General features: G+C 73.1%; 13 protein-coding genes and 1 pseudogene. 2 read left to right on the top strand and 12 right to left on the bottom strand.

Features of this window, described 5'->3' with window-relative positions:
• Positions 1-105: 105 nt before the first annotated feature.
• Positions 106-189 (bottom strand): putative leader peptide, encoded by an 84-nt coding sequence (locus ACIBJC_RS36390; RefSeq protein WP_398905870.1) that lies wholly within the window; start codon positions 187-189, stop codon positions 106-108.
• 92 nt (positions 190-281) lie between these two features.
• On the opposite strand from ACIBJC_RS36390, the gene ACIBJC_RS36385 reads away from it, so the two are divergent.
• Positions 282-704: a YjbQ family protein gene (locus ACIBJC_RS36385; protein WP_399300308.1), complete on the top strand. Its 423-nt coding sequence runs from the start codon at positions 282-284 to the stop codon at positions 702-704.
• 150 nt (positions 705-854) lie between these two features.
• Positions 855-2186, top strand: a complete 1332-nt coding sequence (locus tag ACIBJC_RS36380; RefSeq protein WP_399300305.1) for a cytochrome P450 — start codon at positions 855-857, stop codon at positions 2184-2186.
• A gap of 80 nt (positions 2187-2266) precedes the next feature.
• Here ACIBJC_RS36380 and ACIBJC_RS36375 read toward each other — a convergent pair.
• The 11 genes and pseudogenes from ACIBJC_RS36375 to ACIBJC_RS36325 form a co-directional block, all read right to left on the bottom strand.
• Positions 2267-2350, bottom strand: a pseudogene (locus ACIBJC_RS36375) (dehydrogenase); the annotation flags it as partial.
• A gap of 36 nt (positions 2351-2386) precedes the next feature.
• Positions 2387-4804 (bottom strand): hypothetical protein, encoded by a 2418-nt coding sequence (locus ACIBJC_RS36370; protein ID WP_399300302.1) that lies wholly within the window; start codon positions 4802-4804, stop codon positions 2387-2389.
• Positions 4801-8385: a hypothetical protein gene (locus tag ACIBJC_RS36365; RefSeq protein WP_399300300.1), complete on the bottom strand. Its 3585-nt coding sequence runs from the start codon at positions 8383-8385 to the stop codon at positions 4801-4803. Before ACIBJC_RS36365 ends, ACIBJC_RS36370 begins: the two co-directional genes overlap by 4 nt.
• Before the next feature lie 17 nt (positions 8386-8402).
• Positions 8403-9404, bottom strand: coding sequence for a hypothetical protein (locus tag ACIBJC_RS36360; protein WP_399300297.1), 1002 nt, complete (start codon positions 9402-9404; stop codon positions 8403-8405).
• A gap of 12 nt (positions 9405-9416) precedes the next feature.
• Positions 9417-10031: a hypothetical protein gene (locus tag ACIBJC_RS36355; RefSeq protein ID WP_399300294.1), complete on the bottom strand. Its 615-nt coding sequence runs from the start codon at positions 10029-10031 to the stop codon at positions 9417-9419.
• Entirely contained in the window at positions 10028-12277 is a 2250-nt protein-coding gene (locus ACIBJC_RS36350) for a hypothetical protein (protein ID WP_399300292.1), read from the bottom strand. Before ACIBJC_RS36350 ends, ACIBJC_RS36355 begins: the two co-directional genes overlap by 4 nt.
• Positions 12274-13590 carry a baseplate J/gp47 family protein gene (locus ACIBJC_RS36345; protein ID WP_399300289.1) on the bottom strand — a complete coding sequence of 439 codons (1317 nt, stop codon included), beginning with the start codon at positions 13588-13590 and terminating at the stop codon, positions 12274-12276. Before ACIBJC_RS36345 ends, ACIBJC_RS36350 begins: the two co-directional genes overlap by 4 nt.
• Before the next feature lie 3 nt (positions 13591-13593).
• Positions 13594-14004, bottom strand: coding sequence for a hypothetical protein (locus ACIBJC_RS36340; RefSeq protein ID WP_399300286.1), 411 nt, complete (start codon positions 14002-14004; stop codon positions 13594-13596).
• Between the two features lie 26 nt (positions 14005-14030).
• The gene (locus tag ACIBJC_RS36335) at positions 14031-14375 is read right to left on the bottom strand and encodes a hypothetical protein (RefSeq protein WP_399300284.1); all 345 of its coding nucleotides are present in this window, start codon (positions 14373-14375) and stop codon (positions 14031-14033) included.
• On the bottom strand, positions 14375-16060 hold the full coding sequence (locus ACIBJC_RS36330; RefSeq protein ID WP_399300281.1) for a hypothetical protein: 1686 nt from the start codon (positions 16058-16060) through the stop codon (positions 14375-14377). Before ACIBJC_RS36330 ends, ACIBJC_RS36335 begins: the two co-directional genes overlap by 1 nt.
• On the bottom strand, positions 16057-16407 hold the full coding sequence (locus tag ACIBJC_RS36325; protein WP_399300279.1) for a hypothetical protein: 351 nt from the start codon (positions 16405-16407) through the stop codon (positions 16057-16059). Before ACIBJC_RS36325 ends, ACIBJC_RS36330 begins: the two co-directional genes overlap by 4 nt.
• Positions 16408-16431 lie beyond the last annotated feature (24 nt).

Below are 16431 nucleotides of genomic sequence, written 5' to 3'. Positions count from 1 at the left end.
CCCGGCGTCCGCGCACAGTGGTGCTACGGCACGGTCAGCCGGGTACGACGGGGTGGTGGGGAGACGCGGGGCTCGGGGAAGGAAGGCGCCGGAGCCGAAGAGAGGTCAGCAGCCGCGACAACACGCGGCGGAAGCCACCCGCAGCAGGTCGATGTGACCGCGCGTGGTGAGCAGAGCTGATCGGGACATGTCGCCGAACGTAGCGAGATGTTCCGGACCCGGTCAATGCCGTCTCGCCACGCGGACGCGCGCTTCCGTCTGGCGGTCGGCAAGATGGACGTATGTCTCACGCGTTCACCACCAGAGTCCTGCGTCTCGCCACCGGCACCGAGGAGACGGTGACCGATCTGACCCACGCCTGCGCGGAATTCCTCCGGGAGACGGCGGCGGGCCGGGACGGCCTCCTGAACCTCTTCGTGCCGCACGCCACCGCGGGGGTGGCGGTCATCGAAACGGGCGCGGGCAGCGACGACGACCTCCTCGCGGCCCTGCACACCCTGCTCCCCGCCGACGACCGCTGGCACCACCGCCACGGCACCCCGGGCCACGGCAGGGACCACGTCCTCCCCGCCCTCGTACCGCCCCACGCGACGCTGCCGGTGGTCGCGGGGCGACTGGAACTGGGGACCTGGCAGTCGGTCTGCCTGGTCGACACGAACAGGGACAACCCCGACCGCCAGGTTCGCCTGAGCTTCCTGGGCTGACCGAGATCGCTCCCCGGGGTCGGGCCGCCGATTCTCCGTACCTTCCTGCCCCGGCTCGAAGGTTCGCGTCCCGCGGCTCCGCCCCCTCCCGTAAAGTCCGTGGCGCGGTTGCTCCGTCAGGGCCGAGCACGGTTGACCAGGAGAGGAACCATGGACGCCGAAGCCACCTCCGACTCCCTCACGCAGGTCCCCGGAACGGGACGAGCCGTCCCCGAGGCCGAGCCCGAACTCGTGCGGCGGTGGCGGTCGGAGGGCGGCGAACTGGTCGAGCTGCTCTCCCAGGTGCGCGAGCGGCTCGGCGGCGTCGCCGCGTTCCGCGTCGGGCCGGCCCCTACCGTTCTCGTCACCGACCCGGGGGCCGTACAGCACGTACTCGCCCGGCACCCGGACCGGTACGTCAAGCGCTCCCACCGCGCCCGACTGCTGATCGGCGACGGAGTCCTCTCCGCCACCGGTGCGGCCTGGAAGTCCCAACGCCGCCTGTTGCAGTCCCAGTTCACCGGTCCCGGCATGCGCCGCTACGAACACCGGATCACCGAGGCCGCCCGGACCACCGCCGAACGCTGGGAGGGATACGCCCGTACCGGACAGACCTTCGACGTCGGGCGCGAGATGCGCCGCTTCGCCCTGGACGCGATCTGGCGCTCCCTCACCGGACACCCTCTGGACGACGGGACCGAGCGCGAACTGGAGGCCGTGGCCGGCGTGGCGACCGCCCTCCCCACTCTGCCCGCCGACGTGACCGACGCCCGCGACGCCGTCGCCGCCGATCTCGCCCGGATCGACGCGGTCGCCCGGCAGGCCGTCGAGGCCGCCCGCGGCGGGGTGGCCGGTCCCGACGGGCCCGGCCTTCTGCACGTTCTGACCGACGCCGCCGCCGAGCGCCCCGAGTACACCGACCGGCTGATCCGCGACGAGATGGTGACGCTGCTGGTGGCCGGGCACGAGACCACCGCCACCACCCTGACCTGGCTCTATCTGCTCCTCGACCGGCACCCCGCCGCCCGCGAACAAGCCCTCGCCACCGGCGGCGAGGGCTCGGAGCAGCGTCGCCAGGCCGTTCAGGCCCTGGTCCACGAGACGCTCCGGCTCTACCCGTCCGCCTGGATCCTGCCGCGCCACGCCCCCGAGGACGACACCCTCGCCGGGTACACCGTCGAGGCGGGGACCGACATCCTGGTCTGCCCGTACCTCACCCACCGCGACCCCGAACTGTGGCCGGACCCGGAGCACTTCGCCCCCGAGCGCTTCACCGCCCCCGGCGGCAGGCCCGCCCACCCGGGGGCCTACTTCCCCTTCGGTATCGGTCCTCGCGCCTGCCTCGGTCTCCAGTTCGCGCTCCGCGAATCGACCGTCCTCCTCGAACACCTGCTGCCGGCCCACACCTTGGCCTTCTCCGCCACCCCGGCGAAGACGCTGTTCGGCATCACGGTCCGCCCCGACGGCCCCACTCGCGCGACCTCGGTACGTCCACGTACCTGAAGCGGGCGTGCCGGAGTCAGGCCCCCGCGGACCCCGGGCGAGGCGCGCCCGAGCAGTCCTCGACAGGGCACCGCGGCCCGCCGTTCCTCGATCAGCCGTGCGGCGGCGGTCACGCTCGCCTCGTCGGTCACGTCCAGTGGCACGCCGAACGCGTCGACGTCGGCCGGCGTTCAGGACTCAGGCGTTCAGGACTCAGGCGTTCAGGGAGGGGTGCCCTTCTTCGCGTCGTGCAGGGCCTTGAGGCGCCGGGCGAGTTCAGCCTGCTTGCGGGCCGCCCGTACCTCCTTCGGGTAGAGGGACTCGATCTCGGCCGTGGTCTTGCCGAAGTGGCGCCAGTACGTCTCGCCGACCCGGACGATCTCCCCCGACGCGCTCAGCAGATGGGTGTACAGGATGTCCTTCGCCAGGTGCCGGGCACGCTCGACACTGGTCAGGTCGAACACGACCAGTTCGCCCGGCGCCCGGACGACGAGGTCGGGCCTGAGGTCGCCGATCAGCCGGACCTTGCCGCCCTCGCCCCGGAACAGCGGGGTCAGTTGCCGCTCGTACGGCATCAGGCCCGGGGTCCGCTTCACATAGGCCTCGATCGGCAGGTCCAGGAGCTCGGCCGGGAGCTTCGCGAAGGAGCGCAGGCTGGTCTCGCTGACGAGTTCCAGTCCGCTGAACGCGAAGCGCTCCTTGACCAGGCGGCTGAAGATGGTGTGCAGCTTGGTGCCCTTCACGCTGTTCGGGAGGGTCGCGCTCCCTGGGGCCTCGCCGAGCTCCGCGAGGGCCGCGCCGACGAGCTCCTCCAGTGCCTCCACGGTCAGCACGGCCTTTCCCGCCGCGCCGGCCTCGGTGGCGCCGGACTTCGCGGCTTGCTTGAGGAGTTCGTCGAGCCGCTTCAGCCACGTGTCGATCTCGGTATCGGAGAAGAGGGGAGTGGTGCCGTCCTTGACCGCCTGGACGAACTCGCCGTGCGCGATCGCGACGGTGCCCTTCGTCTTCGGGCCCGAGGCGAGGATGTCGTCACCATCGCTCATCATCAGCACGATGTTGTTCTCGGTGACGAAGGCGCGCTGCTCCGTGAGCAGGAAGCGGACCATGTCCCTGAGGGTGAGCCCGATGTGGTCGAGCATCGCCACCCCGATCCGGTTGAAGGCGGCGACGACCCGGACGGCGCTCCGGCCCAGCTTGGGCAGCGCGCGGACGGCCTCGGGCAGGGTCATCACGGCCACCACAAGCTGACCCAGGAAGCGGCCCGCGTCGAAGAACTCCAGCCGCTCAAGGCGTTCCCAGAAGGTGTCGCGGAGTTGCCGCAGCCCTTCCTGTCCGGTGATCAGCGGGTGCTGGACGGCGGTGACGACCGCCGTCCAGAACTGGTGGCGTTCCTGGGCGAGCCGTTCGGAGAACACCGAGCCGGCGAGCATGCCGATGATCTCCAGGACGTCGGTGACGCTCTCGCCCGCTCCCCACAGCACACCGCTGAACACGGCTGCTCCGTCGGCCAGGTTGGGCTCCCAGTTGGCGAAGATGTACGTCCAGGGCACGTGTCGTTCCTGGAGGTAGGCACGGAACTCGCGGACGCGGACCAGGGCCAGGGTCTCGCCGAGCCGGCCGAGCTTGCGCAATTCCTCGAAGCAGGCCATGACTTCGTCGTCGTCGAGGTCGCGCAGGTACGCCTTGAGGGTGGTTGCCGCGACCGAGCCCGGCGCCTGGGTGAGGTGGTGCAGGACATCGGCGATGCGGGCGGCCGCAGCGCGTGGGGCGCCGGGCTTGCGGCCGACGATGGTGATCTCGCGGAGGGTGGTGAGGTCGCTGGTGTACGCGAGGATGCCGGCCGGGACGGTGGCAGTGTTCCAGGTGAGCACGCGAAGCCCGGTGTCCTGGCGGCGCCCGTCGGCACCGACCCGGTGCACGGCGTAGCCCGCGCCGGGCACGGCGGCGGCCAGCAACGTGAACCGGTCGCGCGGGATCGGGTCGAGGTAGAAGGCGCCGTCGCCGATCCGGGCGGCGACGGTCCGCTCCCGGTCGGCGCCGTCGCCGAGGGCGGGCACGAGCCGGATGCTCTGCTCGCCGACGACGAGGCTGTCCGCGGAGATCCGGCCGATCACCGCGTTGCGGTAGCCGTGGCCCAACTGGGCGCGCAGAGCCTCCAGGGCCTGCGGGGTCCATGCCTTGGGCGGCGTGGGAGTCGGCTCGGGACGGGTACCGGGGCCGCGGCCGAGGTCACGGCCGCCGCCGGCCGGGCCCGCGCCGGCGCCGATCCCGCCCGCCGGGCGTCCCGTGGCGACGGGGCCGCCGCCCTGGCCGGAGGCCCGTACGAGCGGCAGGGCGACCGGGCGGCCCAGGTCGTCGTAGCTGGGCACCGGATACGCACCGACGGCCTGCTCGCCCGACGAGCTCCCCTGCCCTGCGGAACCGGAGGCGGGCCCGGTGAGAGTCTCCGGCGCGTTCCGGCGGGCCTCGGCGGCGCGGACGGCGTCGTCAAGGGCCTGCCGGACGGCGATGCCGAGCAGCCGGGCGGTGTCCGGGGAGAGCCCGACGGGCCTCGGGAGGCTCTCGGGCAGGTGGTAACGGCAGGGGTACGGGGTGCCCGCCCCACCACCGCCGGGCCCCGTGCTCGCGGGCCGGCTCATCGGACCCTCCTGCCGCCGACGATCCGGTAGACAGCGCTGGTGTCATCCGCGGTGACCTCGAAGACGAGGTCGGGGTGGCGGGCGCTGAGCCGGGCCAGGACTCCGGCGCGCGGGCCGCCGCCCAGGGCGGCCGCGCAGATCGAACAGACCTCCTGGTCGACGCGGATGAACACGGTGTGGCCTCGCGCCGCCTCCCGCTCGGCCGGAGTGAGGGCGTTCAGGCGGGCGTCGAGCTGCTGGCCGAGGTCCTGCTCGGCGTGGCCGTGGGCCTGTGGTACGACCACGTTCTCCGGCGGCCGGATCTCGTGCGTGGGGTCGTACGAGCCGAGGGCGCGCGGCGAGCCGCCGGAGAAACGCTCGCCGGCCAGGGCCGGGATGTCGGTGCGGGCGACGGCGACCGTGCCCTCGTAGGCGGCGGCGGACTTGGCGGTCGGCGGCACGCCCTGCCGCCCGGCGCGGGTGTCACGGGTCTCGAAGCCGCCGGGTTCGCGCGTGCCGGGTTCGCGCAGCCCCTCCTGTTCCAGGCTGCGCCGCTCGGCCTCGACGGCGGCGCGCGCCTCGCGCAGGTCGGCGCGGAGCCGTTCCTGGAGGGCGGGGTCGCTGGGCCGGTCGGGCTGGAACGGGCGCCGGGTGCCGCCCCACCGCTCGTCCAGGTACTCCTTGGCGACCGGGTCGCGGGCCTCGCGGGCACGCAACTGGGCTTCGTTCGCGTTCTCGTACCAGGCCCGGTCGAGGCCCGCCTCCGGGTCTCTCAGGGCCGCCTGTTCAAGCTGTTCCCGGGTCTGCCAGCGGGTGGCGGGGCCGGGGCGCGGGCGCGCGGCGGCGCCCTCGACCACGGGTGCGGTGCCGGCCGGTTCGGGCCCTGGGTGCGGGCCCGCGCCCGCCCGGGGCGCGGGGCCGAGCTCCTGCGCGGCCTCGTCGACGCGTTCGGTCAGGGCGGTGGTCCAGGCGCGCGCCTCCGGTGCGGCGACGGTCCGGACGAGGGTCTGCTCCATGCGCTCACGGGTGTGGGCCATGGCCTCCGCCCAGCGTTGGGCCGACACGCCTTCCTCGCGCAGGAGTTGGGTGAGGAGGGCGGCGCGCACGAGGGTCGGCGCGGCGCGTTTGAGGAGGGCGCGCAGGAAGGGAACGACGGTGAACTCGGCGATGATGCCGACCACGGCCCCGTACTCCATGCGGCGCACATAGGTGGCGATGCCCCTCCACTGCCCGTCCTGGAAGGCGACGGAGACGACGTCGTGGGCGAGGGTCTCCAGGCCGGCGGTGGCGGCGCCGCCGACGGCGCCGGTGATGAGCTTGGTGGTGAGCCAGGAGGTGACCCGGCCGCGCAGGGTGGCGGTGCCGATACGGCCGCCGGCCCAGCCGCCCAGTCCGGCGCCGACGCGGAAGCCGACGGCGCCGAGATAGCCGTCGACCGCGGCCAGGACGAAGCCGCCGAGGCTCGCCTCCTCCTGGCCGAGCAGCACCTTCAGGAGATAGGCCGTCTCGGAGAGGCCGATGCCGATGCCCACCGCCGTTCCGCCGCCGCCGAGTTCGATGAGCAGGCCGACGATGCCGGCCTCCAAGACGATGGCGATGCCGCCGACGACGAGCACGACGAGCACGGCGAAGTGGATGGCCTGGAAGACCTCGCCGTGGCGGCCGAGGCGCCACTGCACCAGCCGGGCCTCGAACTCGCCGACGCCCTCGATGAGCGGTCCGGCGGCCGTGCCCCAGGGGGCGCCGCCGCCCAGCGTGCGCGAGACGATCTCGTACGTGACGTTGTAGGACGGGAGCCCGCTGTGCTCGGCGGCGACGACCTCCAGGAGCCGGATGCCGTACTCGACCTGGATCTTCTCGAAGTCGTCGGCGGTGACATGCGCGGCGCGAGCGGCCCGCTGGATGACCTCGTTGGCGAACTCCCCCTCGCTGTAGTCGCGTTGCTCCCGTCCGGCGAGGAGGTCGGCGACCAGCTTCTGTCGCTGGGCGAGGAGTTCGGCCCGCAGCGCCTCGGCCTTGCCTGGCTTGGGGCGCATGGCATCGGCCCGCTTGGTGTAGATCGGGTCGGCGTCGCCGAGGAGGCCGCCCACGGGGACGGTGGCCGTGGGGTCGTGGTGGAGCTGGATCTCGCCCTGTCCGGGGCCGCCGGCGGTGTAGGCGTTGGCGGTGGTGGCGCGGCGCTCCTCGGTGAGGGCGGCGCGCAGGGCTCCTACACGTGGGTGGCGGGCGTACGGGGTGGCCTCGCACTGCTGAAGCAGACTCAGGCGCAGGGCGAACCGGCCGGTGGCGTCGGCCGCGTCGAAGAACTCGCCGAGTTTTCCGTCCTGTTCGAGGACGGCGAGGACATGGCCGAAGAGGCTGCCGAAGCGACCGCGGGCGTGGGGGGCGGCCTCGTCGAGGACGCGGTCGAGCAGGTCGCCGAAGCCCTCGTCGCCGAGGCGCGCGACGAGGGCGGCGGCCATCTGCCGGGCGACGGGGCGGAAGATCGCGGCGCCGAGGCGTTCGGGGGCGAGGTCGAGGTCGGCGCGGCAGTAGAGGACCCGGACGCCCGCTTCGCCGGGCGGCCAGGTGCTCTGCCGCCGGACGGTCTCGGGCAGTCCGGGCAGGTGGGTGTCGTCGGCGACGAAGAGCCGGGCGGCGGGTTCGTGGCGCGGGCTGCCGCTGCCGGCGTGCCGGTCGAAGAGGAGGAACAGGGCCTCGTGCCGGGTGTCCTCGTCGGCGCCGGCGAGGGTGGAGGCGGGGCGCAGCACGGCGGGCTGGGTCCAGACGGTGACGGCGTCGTCGGCGAACTCCTCGGCGTAGCGGCTCCAGGGGACACCGACGGCCCGGGCGAAGACCTCGGGGTCGACGCAGAAGCCGGCCTCGCGCACGGTCATGGTGAGGGACAGCCCGGGTCCTGGCACGGCGACGTCGGTGAGGTCGACGCGCGGCAGATGCATGAAGACGAACAGGACGTGGCCGGGCGGCACACCGCGGACACGCGGGGCGAGGGTGCCGTCCTCATCGGCCTCGACAAGCCGGTGCAGTGCCTCTTCGGAGCCGGTGAGCACCCAGGCGGGTTCGGTGCGCGGACCGTGTTCGGGGCGGGCGCCGGCGGCGGCCCTGGCCAGGATTTCCTGGCCGAGTTCGTCAGGGACGTAGGGCCGGTCGACGCGGACGAGCCAGACGTCGACGGGGCGGCTGGTGCCGGTGAGGGCGGTGTAGAGCACGGCCTGCGGGAAGGGCGTGTGCAGCACCTCCTCGACGTACGCGAGGAACCGTTCGACGGGGAGCCCGGCGCGGCCGGTGCGCACCACGGTCCAAGGGGATTCGGCGCGGCCTCGGACCGGCACCTGTGCGGGCCGGCCGTCGCCCGCGTACGAGGGGAGGCCGTAGCCGGGGCCCGCGTCCCGGGCCGGGTCGTACGGCTCGCGGGCCTCCACCGCCACCCCCGGGGACGCCAAGGGGCGCTGGGCGCGGGCGAGTTCGCGGTCGGCGGCGGCGAGCCGGGCGGTGACCAGTGCGGTGAGGCGGCGGGTCAGCGCGGCCAGTTCGGCGGGGCCCGGGTCGCCGGTGAGGCGGATCCTCACCGGCACCCGGACATGGATTTCCCTGGTCTCCACGACGGTCCGGCCCCGGACTACTCGGTGACCAGGACCAGCACGTGCATGCCGGATCCGACCAGCTCGTCGTCCTCTGCCCACATGCCGAGGTCGAAGCTGTGCAGGCTGCCGACCTCGGCGTCCGGGGGCAGTTGGACCATCATCTCGGAGTCGATCTGGTCGGCGCGGTCCTCTTCGAAACGGAACCGGGTGCCGAGCTCCCTCGGCAGGCCCTCGGTGCGCAGTTCGAAGGTGGGCGGATCGGTGGCGGGCCTGATCTCGACGGGGCCCCCGGAGGTGATCAGGTTGAGTCCGCTTCCGCCGTTCACGCCGGTCTCGACGCCCTCCTGGCTCGCGAGGACGGACTCGGTGGTGGGGTCGAACCGCTCCATCCGGGGGTTCACGTGGGTGGCGTTGACCAGGTACTCGTGGTGACCGCTGTCGGTTGGCGGGTAGGTGGTGTAGTCGACCCACTGCGGGGCGGACGCGGCGGCCTTCTTGACCTTGATGAGCTGGATGTTGCGCTGACCCTGGTGCTGGTCGCCGTTGGGGGCGACGGGCTGGTCGACGTCGACGGGTGTGCCCTCGGGGTCGGCGACGAACTCGTCGCTCTGGAAGCAGTTGGCGATGATGCACGCGTGACCGCCGTTGGTCTTCGCCAGGTCGGTATCGCTGGGGACCCACACCGGATCGGTGTCACAGGTGAACACGGTCGAGCCGCCGGCCGGGACGTCGGACAGCCCGGAGACGAAGGTGTGGAACGCACCCGGCGGTTTCATGGCGCCGATGCCGGGGATGAAGAACCATGCCTCGACCGTGACGTACTTCATCACCTGCTCGCCCTTGTTGCTGACCCGGACCTCGATGTGGGTCGGCTGGCCGATGGTGGCGATGTCGACGCCCGGGTCGAGCCGGATGCTGTTGTTGGAGTACCAGATGGGCCTGTCGCCCAGCCAGGGGCGGTTGGTGCCGTCGTCGGTTCCCGGCTGCTCCGGCGTGTTCAGGCCGAAGTCCATGGAGAGGAAGAGGTTTCCGGTCATGAGGGGTCCCTTTCAGTCGGCGATGTAGGTGAGCTGGACGCTGGTGATGTCGATGCTGTCGCCGTCAACGGCACCGGTGAGCGTCGCCGTGACGAAGTAGCGGAAGGCAGTCATCTCGACCTTGTCCTTGCCCGGGGTGATGCCGACGGGGTCGCCGAAGGTACCGGTGGCCGTGATCTGGGCGAGGGGTTCGCGGCTGCTGGTGCCGGTGAGCGGGGAACGGAAGAGGGTGATGGCGAGGCTGCCGGCGCCGGAGTTCTGGCCGGTCGCACGGAAGTTGACCAGTCTGGCGCCGTCGGGCGGGGCGACGTTCAGGAGCCCGGTGACGTCGGAGTCGCTCGTGGCGTGGCGGACGGCGACGCCGTAACGGTTCAGGCTCCAGGCCGTGCTGGGCGGGAGGGCCACGAAAGCGGGGGCGAGGGAGAGCAGGCGCGGCACGGCGGGGTGCTGGCCGGCCGTCTTGATGCTGGTGTCGATATCGCCGACTACCGTGGACAGTTTCTCCAGGTCCTTCTGGATGGCGTCGAAGCGGACGTTGAAACCGTTCTGTCCGCCGGCCGCGACCCGGTCGCGATTGTCCACCCAGGCGAGGTGTTTGAAGGTGGGGACGAAGCTGATGTCGGTCACGGACTGCCTCCGGTGAGGGTGCGGGTGACGACCTCGACGCCCAGGGGGCGCAGGCCTGCGAGGAGGTTCACGACGAGCGCGTGGGTGGCGGGGGTCAGGGTGTGGCCGGCGAGTTCGTCGCGCAGTCGTACGGTCATCTGGTACGGACCGGGCTTGTCGCCGATGCGGTAGGCGGCCTGCACCCAGGCGGGGCCGGGGCGTTCACCCCGTACCGACATCTCGCCGGGGCCGGTGGTCAGGAGCGAGGCGGCGCCGTCGCCGGTGGACCAGACGAGCACGCCGGCGGCGCCGACCTCGGCGGCGGTGGGGGCGACGGCCAGGATCGTGGTGGCGCCGGTCTCCAGGACGCCGTCGGACAGGCCCGGGGCGGTGACCCGTACGGGGTCCTGGGCGGCCTGGGAGACGATCACGGTGGTACCCGCGACCCGGACGTGGGTGAAGCCGGCCCGGTGGGCGAGCGCTGCGAGCGGGCCGGCTGCCAGACCCGGGTGGGCCAGGCGCAGTTCCCTGCCCTCCACGGCGAGCGCGCTCGCTCCCGCGCCGAGGTCCCGCCGGACGGCGAGCTGGGCGGCGCCTGCGGGCAGGAGGCCGATCAGCCGGTCGAGGTGTTCGAGGGTCTCGCGGCGCATCACGTGGTTGCCTGGCTCGGCCCCGTAGTCGACGTGGGCGGGGTCGTCGTGCCGGACGAGGAAGACGGGGTGCTGGGCGTCGCCGGAGGGTTCGGCGAGTGGCGGGTCGGGGTCGGGGGTACCGTCGGAGCCGATCGCGTGGCCGTCGGCGACGGTGACAGGGTGGACGGTGATCTCGCGGGAGGCCGTGAGGGTGAGGCCGGCGAGGCGGAGTTCGGCGGCGACGACGAGCCGGCCGGCGGCGGTGCCGGTGAGGGTGGCGGTGGGGCCTTCGGCGGTCGTGGACGCGGGCGGTCCTGGGGGTGCGCCGGCCGGCGGGGCGAACTGGGCACGTCCTGCCCCGCAGGGCACCGTGGACCAGCGGACGAGGGAGTCGGACGGCGGCGGAGCGGGCAGGGCGGTGAGGACGAGGGTGCCGCCGACGGGAAGGATGCCCTCGCCGAAGCCGATACCGAGGAGGTCGCCGGGGGCGCACTCGGCGTACACGAGTCCGTCCTCGCGGTGGGTGACGAGGTCGAAGCCGGCCCGGTGGGCGAGGGCGGCGAGCCGGCCGGCGTCGGTGGCCGGGTGGCTGAGGAGGACGGCGCGGCCGGTGGCGCGGGCGTCGGCGGCGTGCGGGTCGTAGCCGGCGCGGACCCGGACGCGGCCGGTGAGCAGGGGGGCGAGCCGGCCGAGGGCGGCGGCGACGCCCGGCTGGACCTTACGGGGGTCGGCGTCAGGTCCGGCGGGCGGGTCGGTATCGGCGTGGGCGGGGTCGAGGGTGACGAGGAGGTCGGGGTGGAAGGGATCGTCGGCGTCGGGCGGAGCCAGGTCGATGCCGAGCACGCCGACGGATCCGCGGATGTCGATGCTGCGGCCGGCGAGGACGGTGCCGGGGACGATCCGCAAGGGCAGCAGGCCGCGGCGGAGTTCGGCGTCGGTGTCCTCGACGACGAACGGGTTCTCCTTGCCGTCGACGCGTCCCACGGCGTCGTTGAGGGCGGCGGCGAGTCCGGCCGGGGTGGGCAGGGTCCAGCGGCGAGCGACGGTGAGCCGGCGCTTGTAGGCGTCGTCGGTCTCTCCCGGGGAGCGGACGACGCCGAGTCCGGCACCGATGTGGTCCAGTTGGATGCCTCCCGCGTTTTTGACGCCGCGCACGCCGAGGGTGCGGGCGATCTGTCCGCGCAGGTGGTCGCGTTCCCAGCCGACGGCCCACAGCAGGCGGGCCGTGGTGCCGAGCAGCACGGTGATCCGCCAGTAGTCCTCCTGCGGTCCGGCGAGGCCGGTGGACCGAATGCCTGTCAGGAAGCCCATGGGGGTGGGCAGGGGGACGGAGGTGCCGGCGACGAGGCCGTCGAGCAGCGTGACGTCGAAGGTGTCACCGCCGGTGACGGTGAGGGTGACGGTGGTGGCACTGATCTCCTGCCGGGCCTGGAGGATGTAGAGAGGTTCCGGGACGCCGCCGAACTGGGCGCGGTGCAGGTCGAAGGTGTACGCGTCGATGCCCGTGCCCCGTACGGTGAGGTGGAACTGGTCGGACCCGCGGGCGAAGGGCACGGTGAGCCGGGCCGCCATGTCGGCGACGGCGAGGCGGGGCCGTTCGGGCGCGGCGGTCGGGTCGTCGGTGGCGGTGGTCACGGGTTGGCCACCTCGATGCTGCTGAGGGCGGGATCGGTGGCGAAGACGGCCATCTCGGTGGGGCCCATGGCGAGGCTCTCGCCGACGGCGGCCTCGACGGTGGCGAGCTGGTAGGGCACCCCGCCGAAGCCGAAGCGGCCGAACGCGGGCGGGCAGCGCCGCAGATGGAGCCGGCGGACGTCCTGGACGCCGGGCTGATCGACGACGGCGCACATCACCCGGGCGTACAGCACGTCGTCGCCGAGCCGGAGCCGGCCGATCTCGGCGGCGAGCCGGGCCCGGATGCGGTCGATGACGGGGCCGCTGTCGAAGCCGTGGATGAGGACGATCTCGGCGCGGACGGCGATGTCGATGTGGTCGGCCTCGACGACGTTGACGTGGATGCCGATGGGCCGGACCCGGTCGACCTCCTGGGCGACGAGGTCGTGGACGCCGGTCACGGTCACCCCGCCGGGGCCGGTCCGGGTGTCCCAGGGGCGCAGGCCGCGGTGGGCGACGGCGACCTCGGCGAAGTAGGGCTCACCGATGCGGCGATCCTCGGTGAAGGTGCGGCCGCCGAAGTCGAAGCTGCCGAAGTACGCCTGGGAGACGTCGATGCCGCCGAACGGGTCGGAGACCCGGGCGTCGATGACGTCGGGCACGCGCAGCGCGGCCTGCTGGACGGCGTCCGGGGTCCACAGGGCGTACGGCAGGGCGATGAGCCGGGCCCGGTAGGCGTCGTCGTCCTCGGTCACGAGTTCGGTGAGGGGGCCGGCGTTGCCGACGGTGAGGGTGGCGGGCGCCCAGTCGGCGAGGTACTGGGCGCGGTCGTCGGGGTGGACGTCGTTCACGGCGGCCGCGGGCACCTCGGCGTCGCCCGGTTCGAGGGCGAGGACCCGTACGGTACGGGACGGGGCCCCGGCGGCGAGTTCGACGGGGGCTGTGGTGGCGAAGGCCCGGACGTCGGGCCCGGTGGTCAGCAGGATGGTCCCCTGAGGCACCACGTAGGTGCGGCCGGGGGCGCTGCCACCGAGGGTGAGGGTGACGTCGCCGCCGCGGCGGCCGCCCTGCCGGGGCAGTCCGGCGTCGTCACCGAGCAGGTCGAGGGAGGCGCCGGTGGCGGTGGCGGGGAACTGCGCGTAGTACAGGTCCTCCAGCGCCTTCCACAGCTCGGCGTCCTCCTGGGCGCCGACCTCCAGGAGTTTGCCGAGCGGGCTGGTGGGCGACAGGTCGAGGTTCTGCCCGAGGGCGGCCAGGGTGCGGGTCCTGCTCTCGGCGAGGATCACGTCGAAGCCTTTGAGGACAAAGCCTTCGTCGGTGACACCGAACGTCATGGTTCACACCTCCACTTCGGCGGTGAGAGCGGTGGTGCGGCCGTCGACGGCCTCGACGAGGACGCGCACGGACAGCACCCGGGGGCGGGGTGCGCCGGGCTTGTCGGGCCCTTCCTCGGCGAAGGCGACATCGACGACCTCGTGGACGCGCGGGTCGGCGGCGAGGGTGCGGACGATCTCCAGGCGCAGCAGGTCCTGGAGGGCGCTCTTCCCGCCGGGGTGCCCGAAGGCCGCGCCGGCGCTCAGCCCGTACCGGTGGTCGCAGCGGTCGGTGCCGTACGGGGTGAGCAGCCGCAGGGTGAGGGCCTGGACGAGGTTGGCGAGGCCGTGCACCTCGGCGAGGCCGGTGCCGCGGACGACGAGGTCGCCGTCGTCGAGAAGCAGGCTGTATCCGAGGGGTTCCGGGGCGTTCATGGCGGTCGGTGCGCTCCTTCAGTCCTTCAGTCGGTGCTCAGCCGGGTCTGGCCGGCGGAGGCGACCTGCCAGGCCACGGGGAGGACGGGGCTGGCCTGGGTGGTGCCCTTGGCGGTGTCGAGGGCGACGGGGCTGCCGTGGACGGAGAGCAGCCGGCTGGCGCCGGTGCTGACCGCCGTGATCTTCACGCAGGGCAGTTGGCTCTTGCTGGCGTCGATGTTCTTGCAGTCGGGGACGGTGGCGGTGAGCAGGTCGCTGACGAGGAGGACGGGGTTCCCGCCGACGGTCAGGGCGTGCTGGGAGGCGGTGACGAGGAAGGTGCCCTGGTGCGCGCAGCGGATCACGGAGGAGGTGGTGAGGACACAGGGCATCACTTCACCTCCACGGAGGGGCCGTCGAGGGACAGGCTCACGGCCCCGTTGGTGAGACTGATCCTGCTTCCCTTCGTGCTCACGGTGACCGCTCCGGTGGTGTCGATGGCGATGGTGGTGCCGGTGTGGTGCTCGATGGTGAGGGTGTCGTCGCCCGGCGGGGTGGGCCGGACACCGACCTGCGGGAGGGTCGTGGTGCCGACGCTGACGCGGAGGCCGCGGGCCTGGACGATCCGGCCGCCCTTGGCGTCGGTGAGGTCGTTGACGCCGGGGCCGAAGGGCCGTCCGTCCGAGCCGAGTCCGGTGGGCAGGGCGAGCCAGTGGTCGCCGGGTTCCGGCGAGGGGGCGCGGGCGCCGGGGGTGCGCGGCCAGAGGTAGCCGACGACGACGGCGTCGTTGACGAGGCCGCGGTTGTGCGCGAGCAGGGCGCGCATGCCGGGGTAGACGGGGGTCATCAGACCGCAGGGGCCGAAGGCGAAGGGCGCGGCGACGGGTTTGTCGAGGAGGGGGACATCGTCCTCCACGCCCCCCTGCACGCTGGGCATGCTCATGGCGGGCGGCGGGTCCTGCCCGTACGCGAGGGAGACCTGGTGACCGGCGGACCTGTAGGCGGTGACCTGGCCGACATCGACGGCCGGGCGGGCGAGGCGCTGCCGTTCGGCGCCGGCCTCCATCCGGTCGACGCAGGAGCGGACGCCGTCGCCGGCCTCGACGTACTCACCCGCGGCGGCGGCGACGAGCTTGACCTCGCACACGTAACCGGTACGGACACCGAAGCGGTGCACGACCCGGGTGATGCGCAGCGGGCCGTCGGGGACGTGGTCGACGTTGTTCACGGTGGCGACCTGGCCGGCCCGCAGGCCGGGGTGGCCGAGGACGACGAGGTCCATGCTGGTGCGGGTGGGCGGGCGTTCCTCGCCGGGGGCGACGACGATGCTCTCCTCGCCCTGCGCGTCACCGTACGAGACGAGGTTGACGGCCGGGTCGAAGACGACGGGCGCGGGGTCGTCGGAGCCGACGACGGGGCCGACCAGGACCCGCTTCCCGCGGATGACGACGGGGGCGGGGACGGTGGCGGCGAGGTCGCGGAGCGCGCCGAGCGCGGTGGGGTTGCGCACGGTGTAGTCCTGCAGGTCGGCGAGGAGCACGGAGCCCTCGGCGAGAGTGAGTCCGGCGGCCTTGACGACGTTCTCCGCGAACTCCGTGGCGTGGCAGGAACTGGCTCGGTATGCGGCGGCCGGGGTCATGCGCAGGGCATAGCCGCCGGCGTCCTGGCCGGTGAGCCGAGCCCGGTTCAGGCCGTCCTCGCCGACCCAGGAGGCGAGTTTGACGACCCGGCCTTCCATGACGGGTTCGCGCCCGAGGCTCGGGGCGTCGAAGTAGCCGAGTTTGACGGTGGCTTTGAGAGCCTGGTCGGCGAGCTTGCCGCGGAGCATCTCGACGGCGTCGCCGGGCGGGTTGACGAGGACGATCTCGAAGGTGCTCGCGAGGGCACCCTCGTGCATGGTGACGGTGATGTCGGCGTCGAGGATGAGCGAGCCGCCGAAGATGTCGTTGGAGACGTCGAGGGGCAGTCCGGCGATGCCGAAAAGGGAGCCGGCGGTGGCGGCGACGGCCCCGAGCAGTCCGCCGCCGGCAGGCTTGTCCTCGTCGACGGTGACGCTGTAGCGGATGGCGAAGCTCATCGGGCGGACACCCCCGCGCGGATCCGGGAGCCGTAGCTGCCGGTGCCGTTGAGGTTGCGGACGTCGACGACGGCCTCCTTGAAGACGATGCTGAAATCGCCGGCCGGGCAGGGCAGGTCGCGTACGGCCTTGCGGCGCAGCAGCGGGACGAGGTCGGCGGGGCCCTCGCGGTGGACGGCGACGACGAGGAACGGCCCGGTGCCGAGCAGGTCGAGGAGGCCGCCACGGGCCACGGTGTCCTCGGTGGCGTTGACGTACAGCTCGATCCGGTGGACGCGGTCACCGAAGCGCAGCCGGAAGGACTGCGGGAAGCCCTCGTCGGCGTCGACGGGCAGGCTTGCTTGCACGGGGCCTCCTCTCGGATGGTCGAG

Source organism: Streptomyces sp. NPDC050509 (assembly GCF_044457965.1).
Classification (GTDB): domain Bacteria; phylum Actinomycetota; class Actinomycetes; order Streptomycetales; family Streptomycetaceae; genus Streptomyces.
Note: the sequence above shows the minus strand (reverse complement) of the source record. Positions and strands in the feature narration are given on the sequence as shown.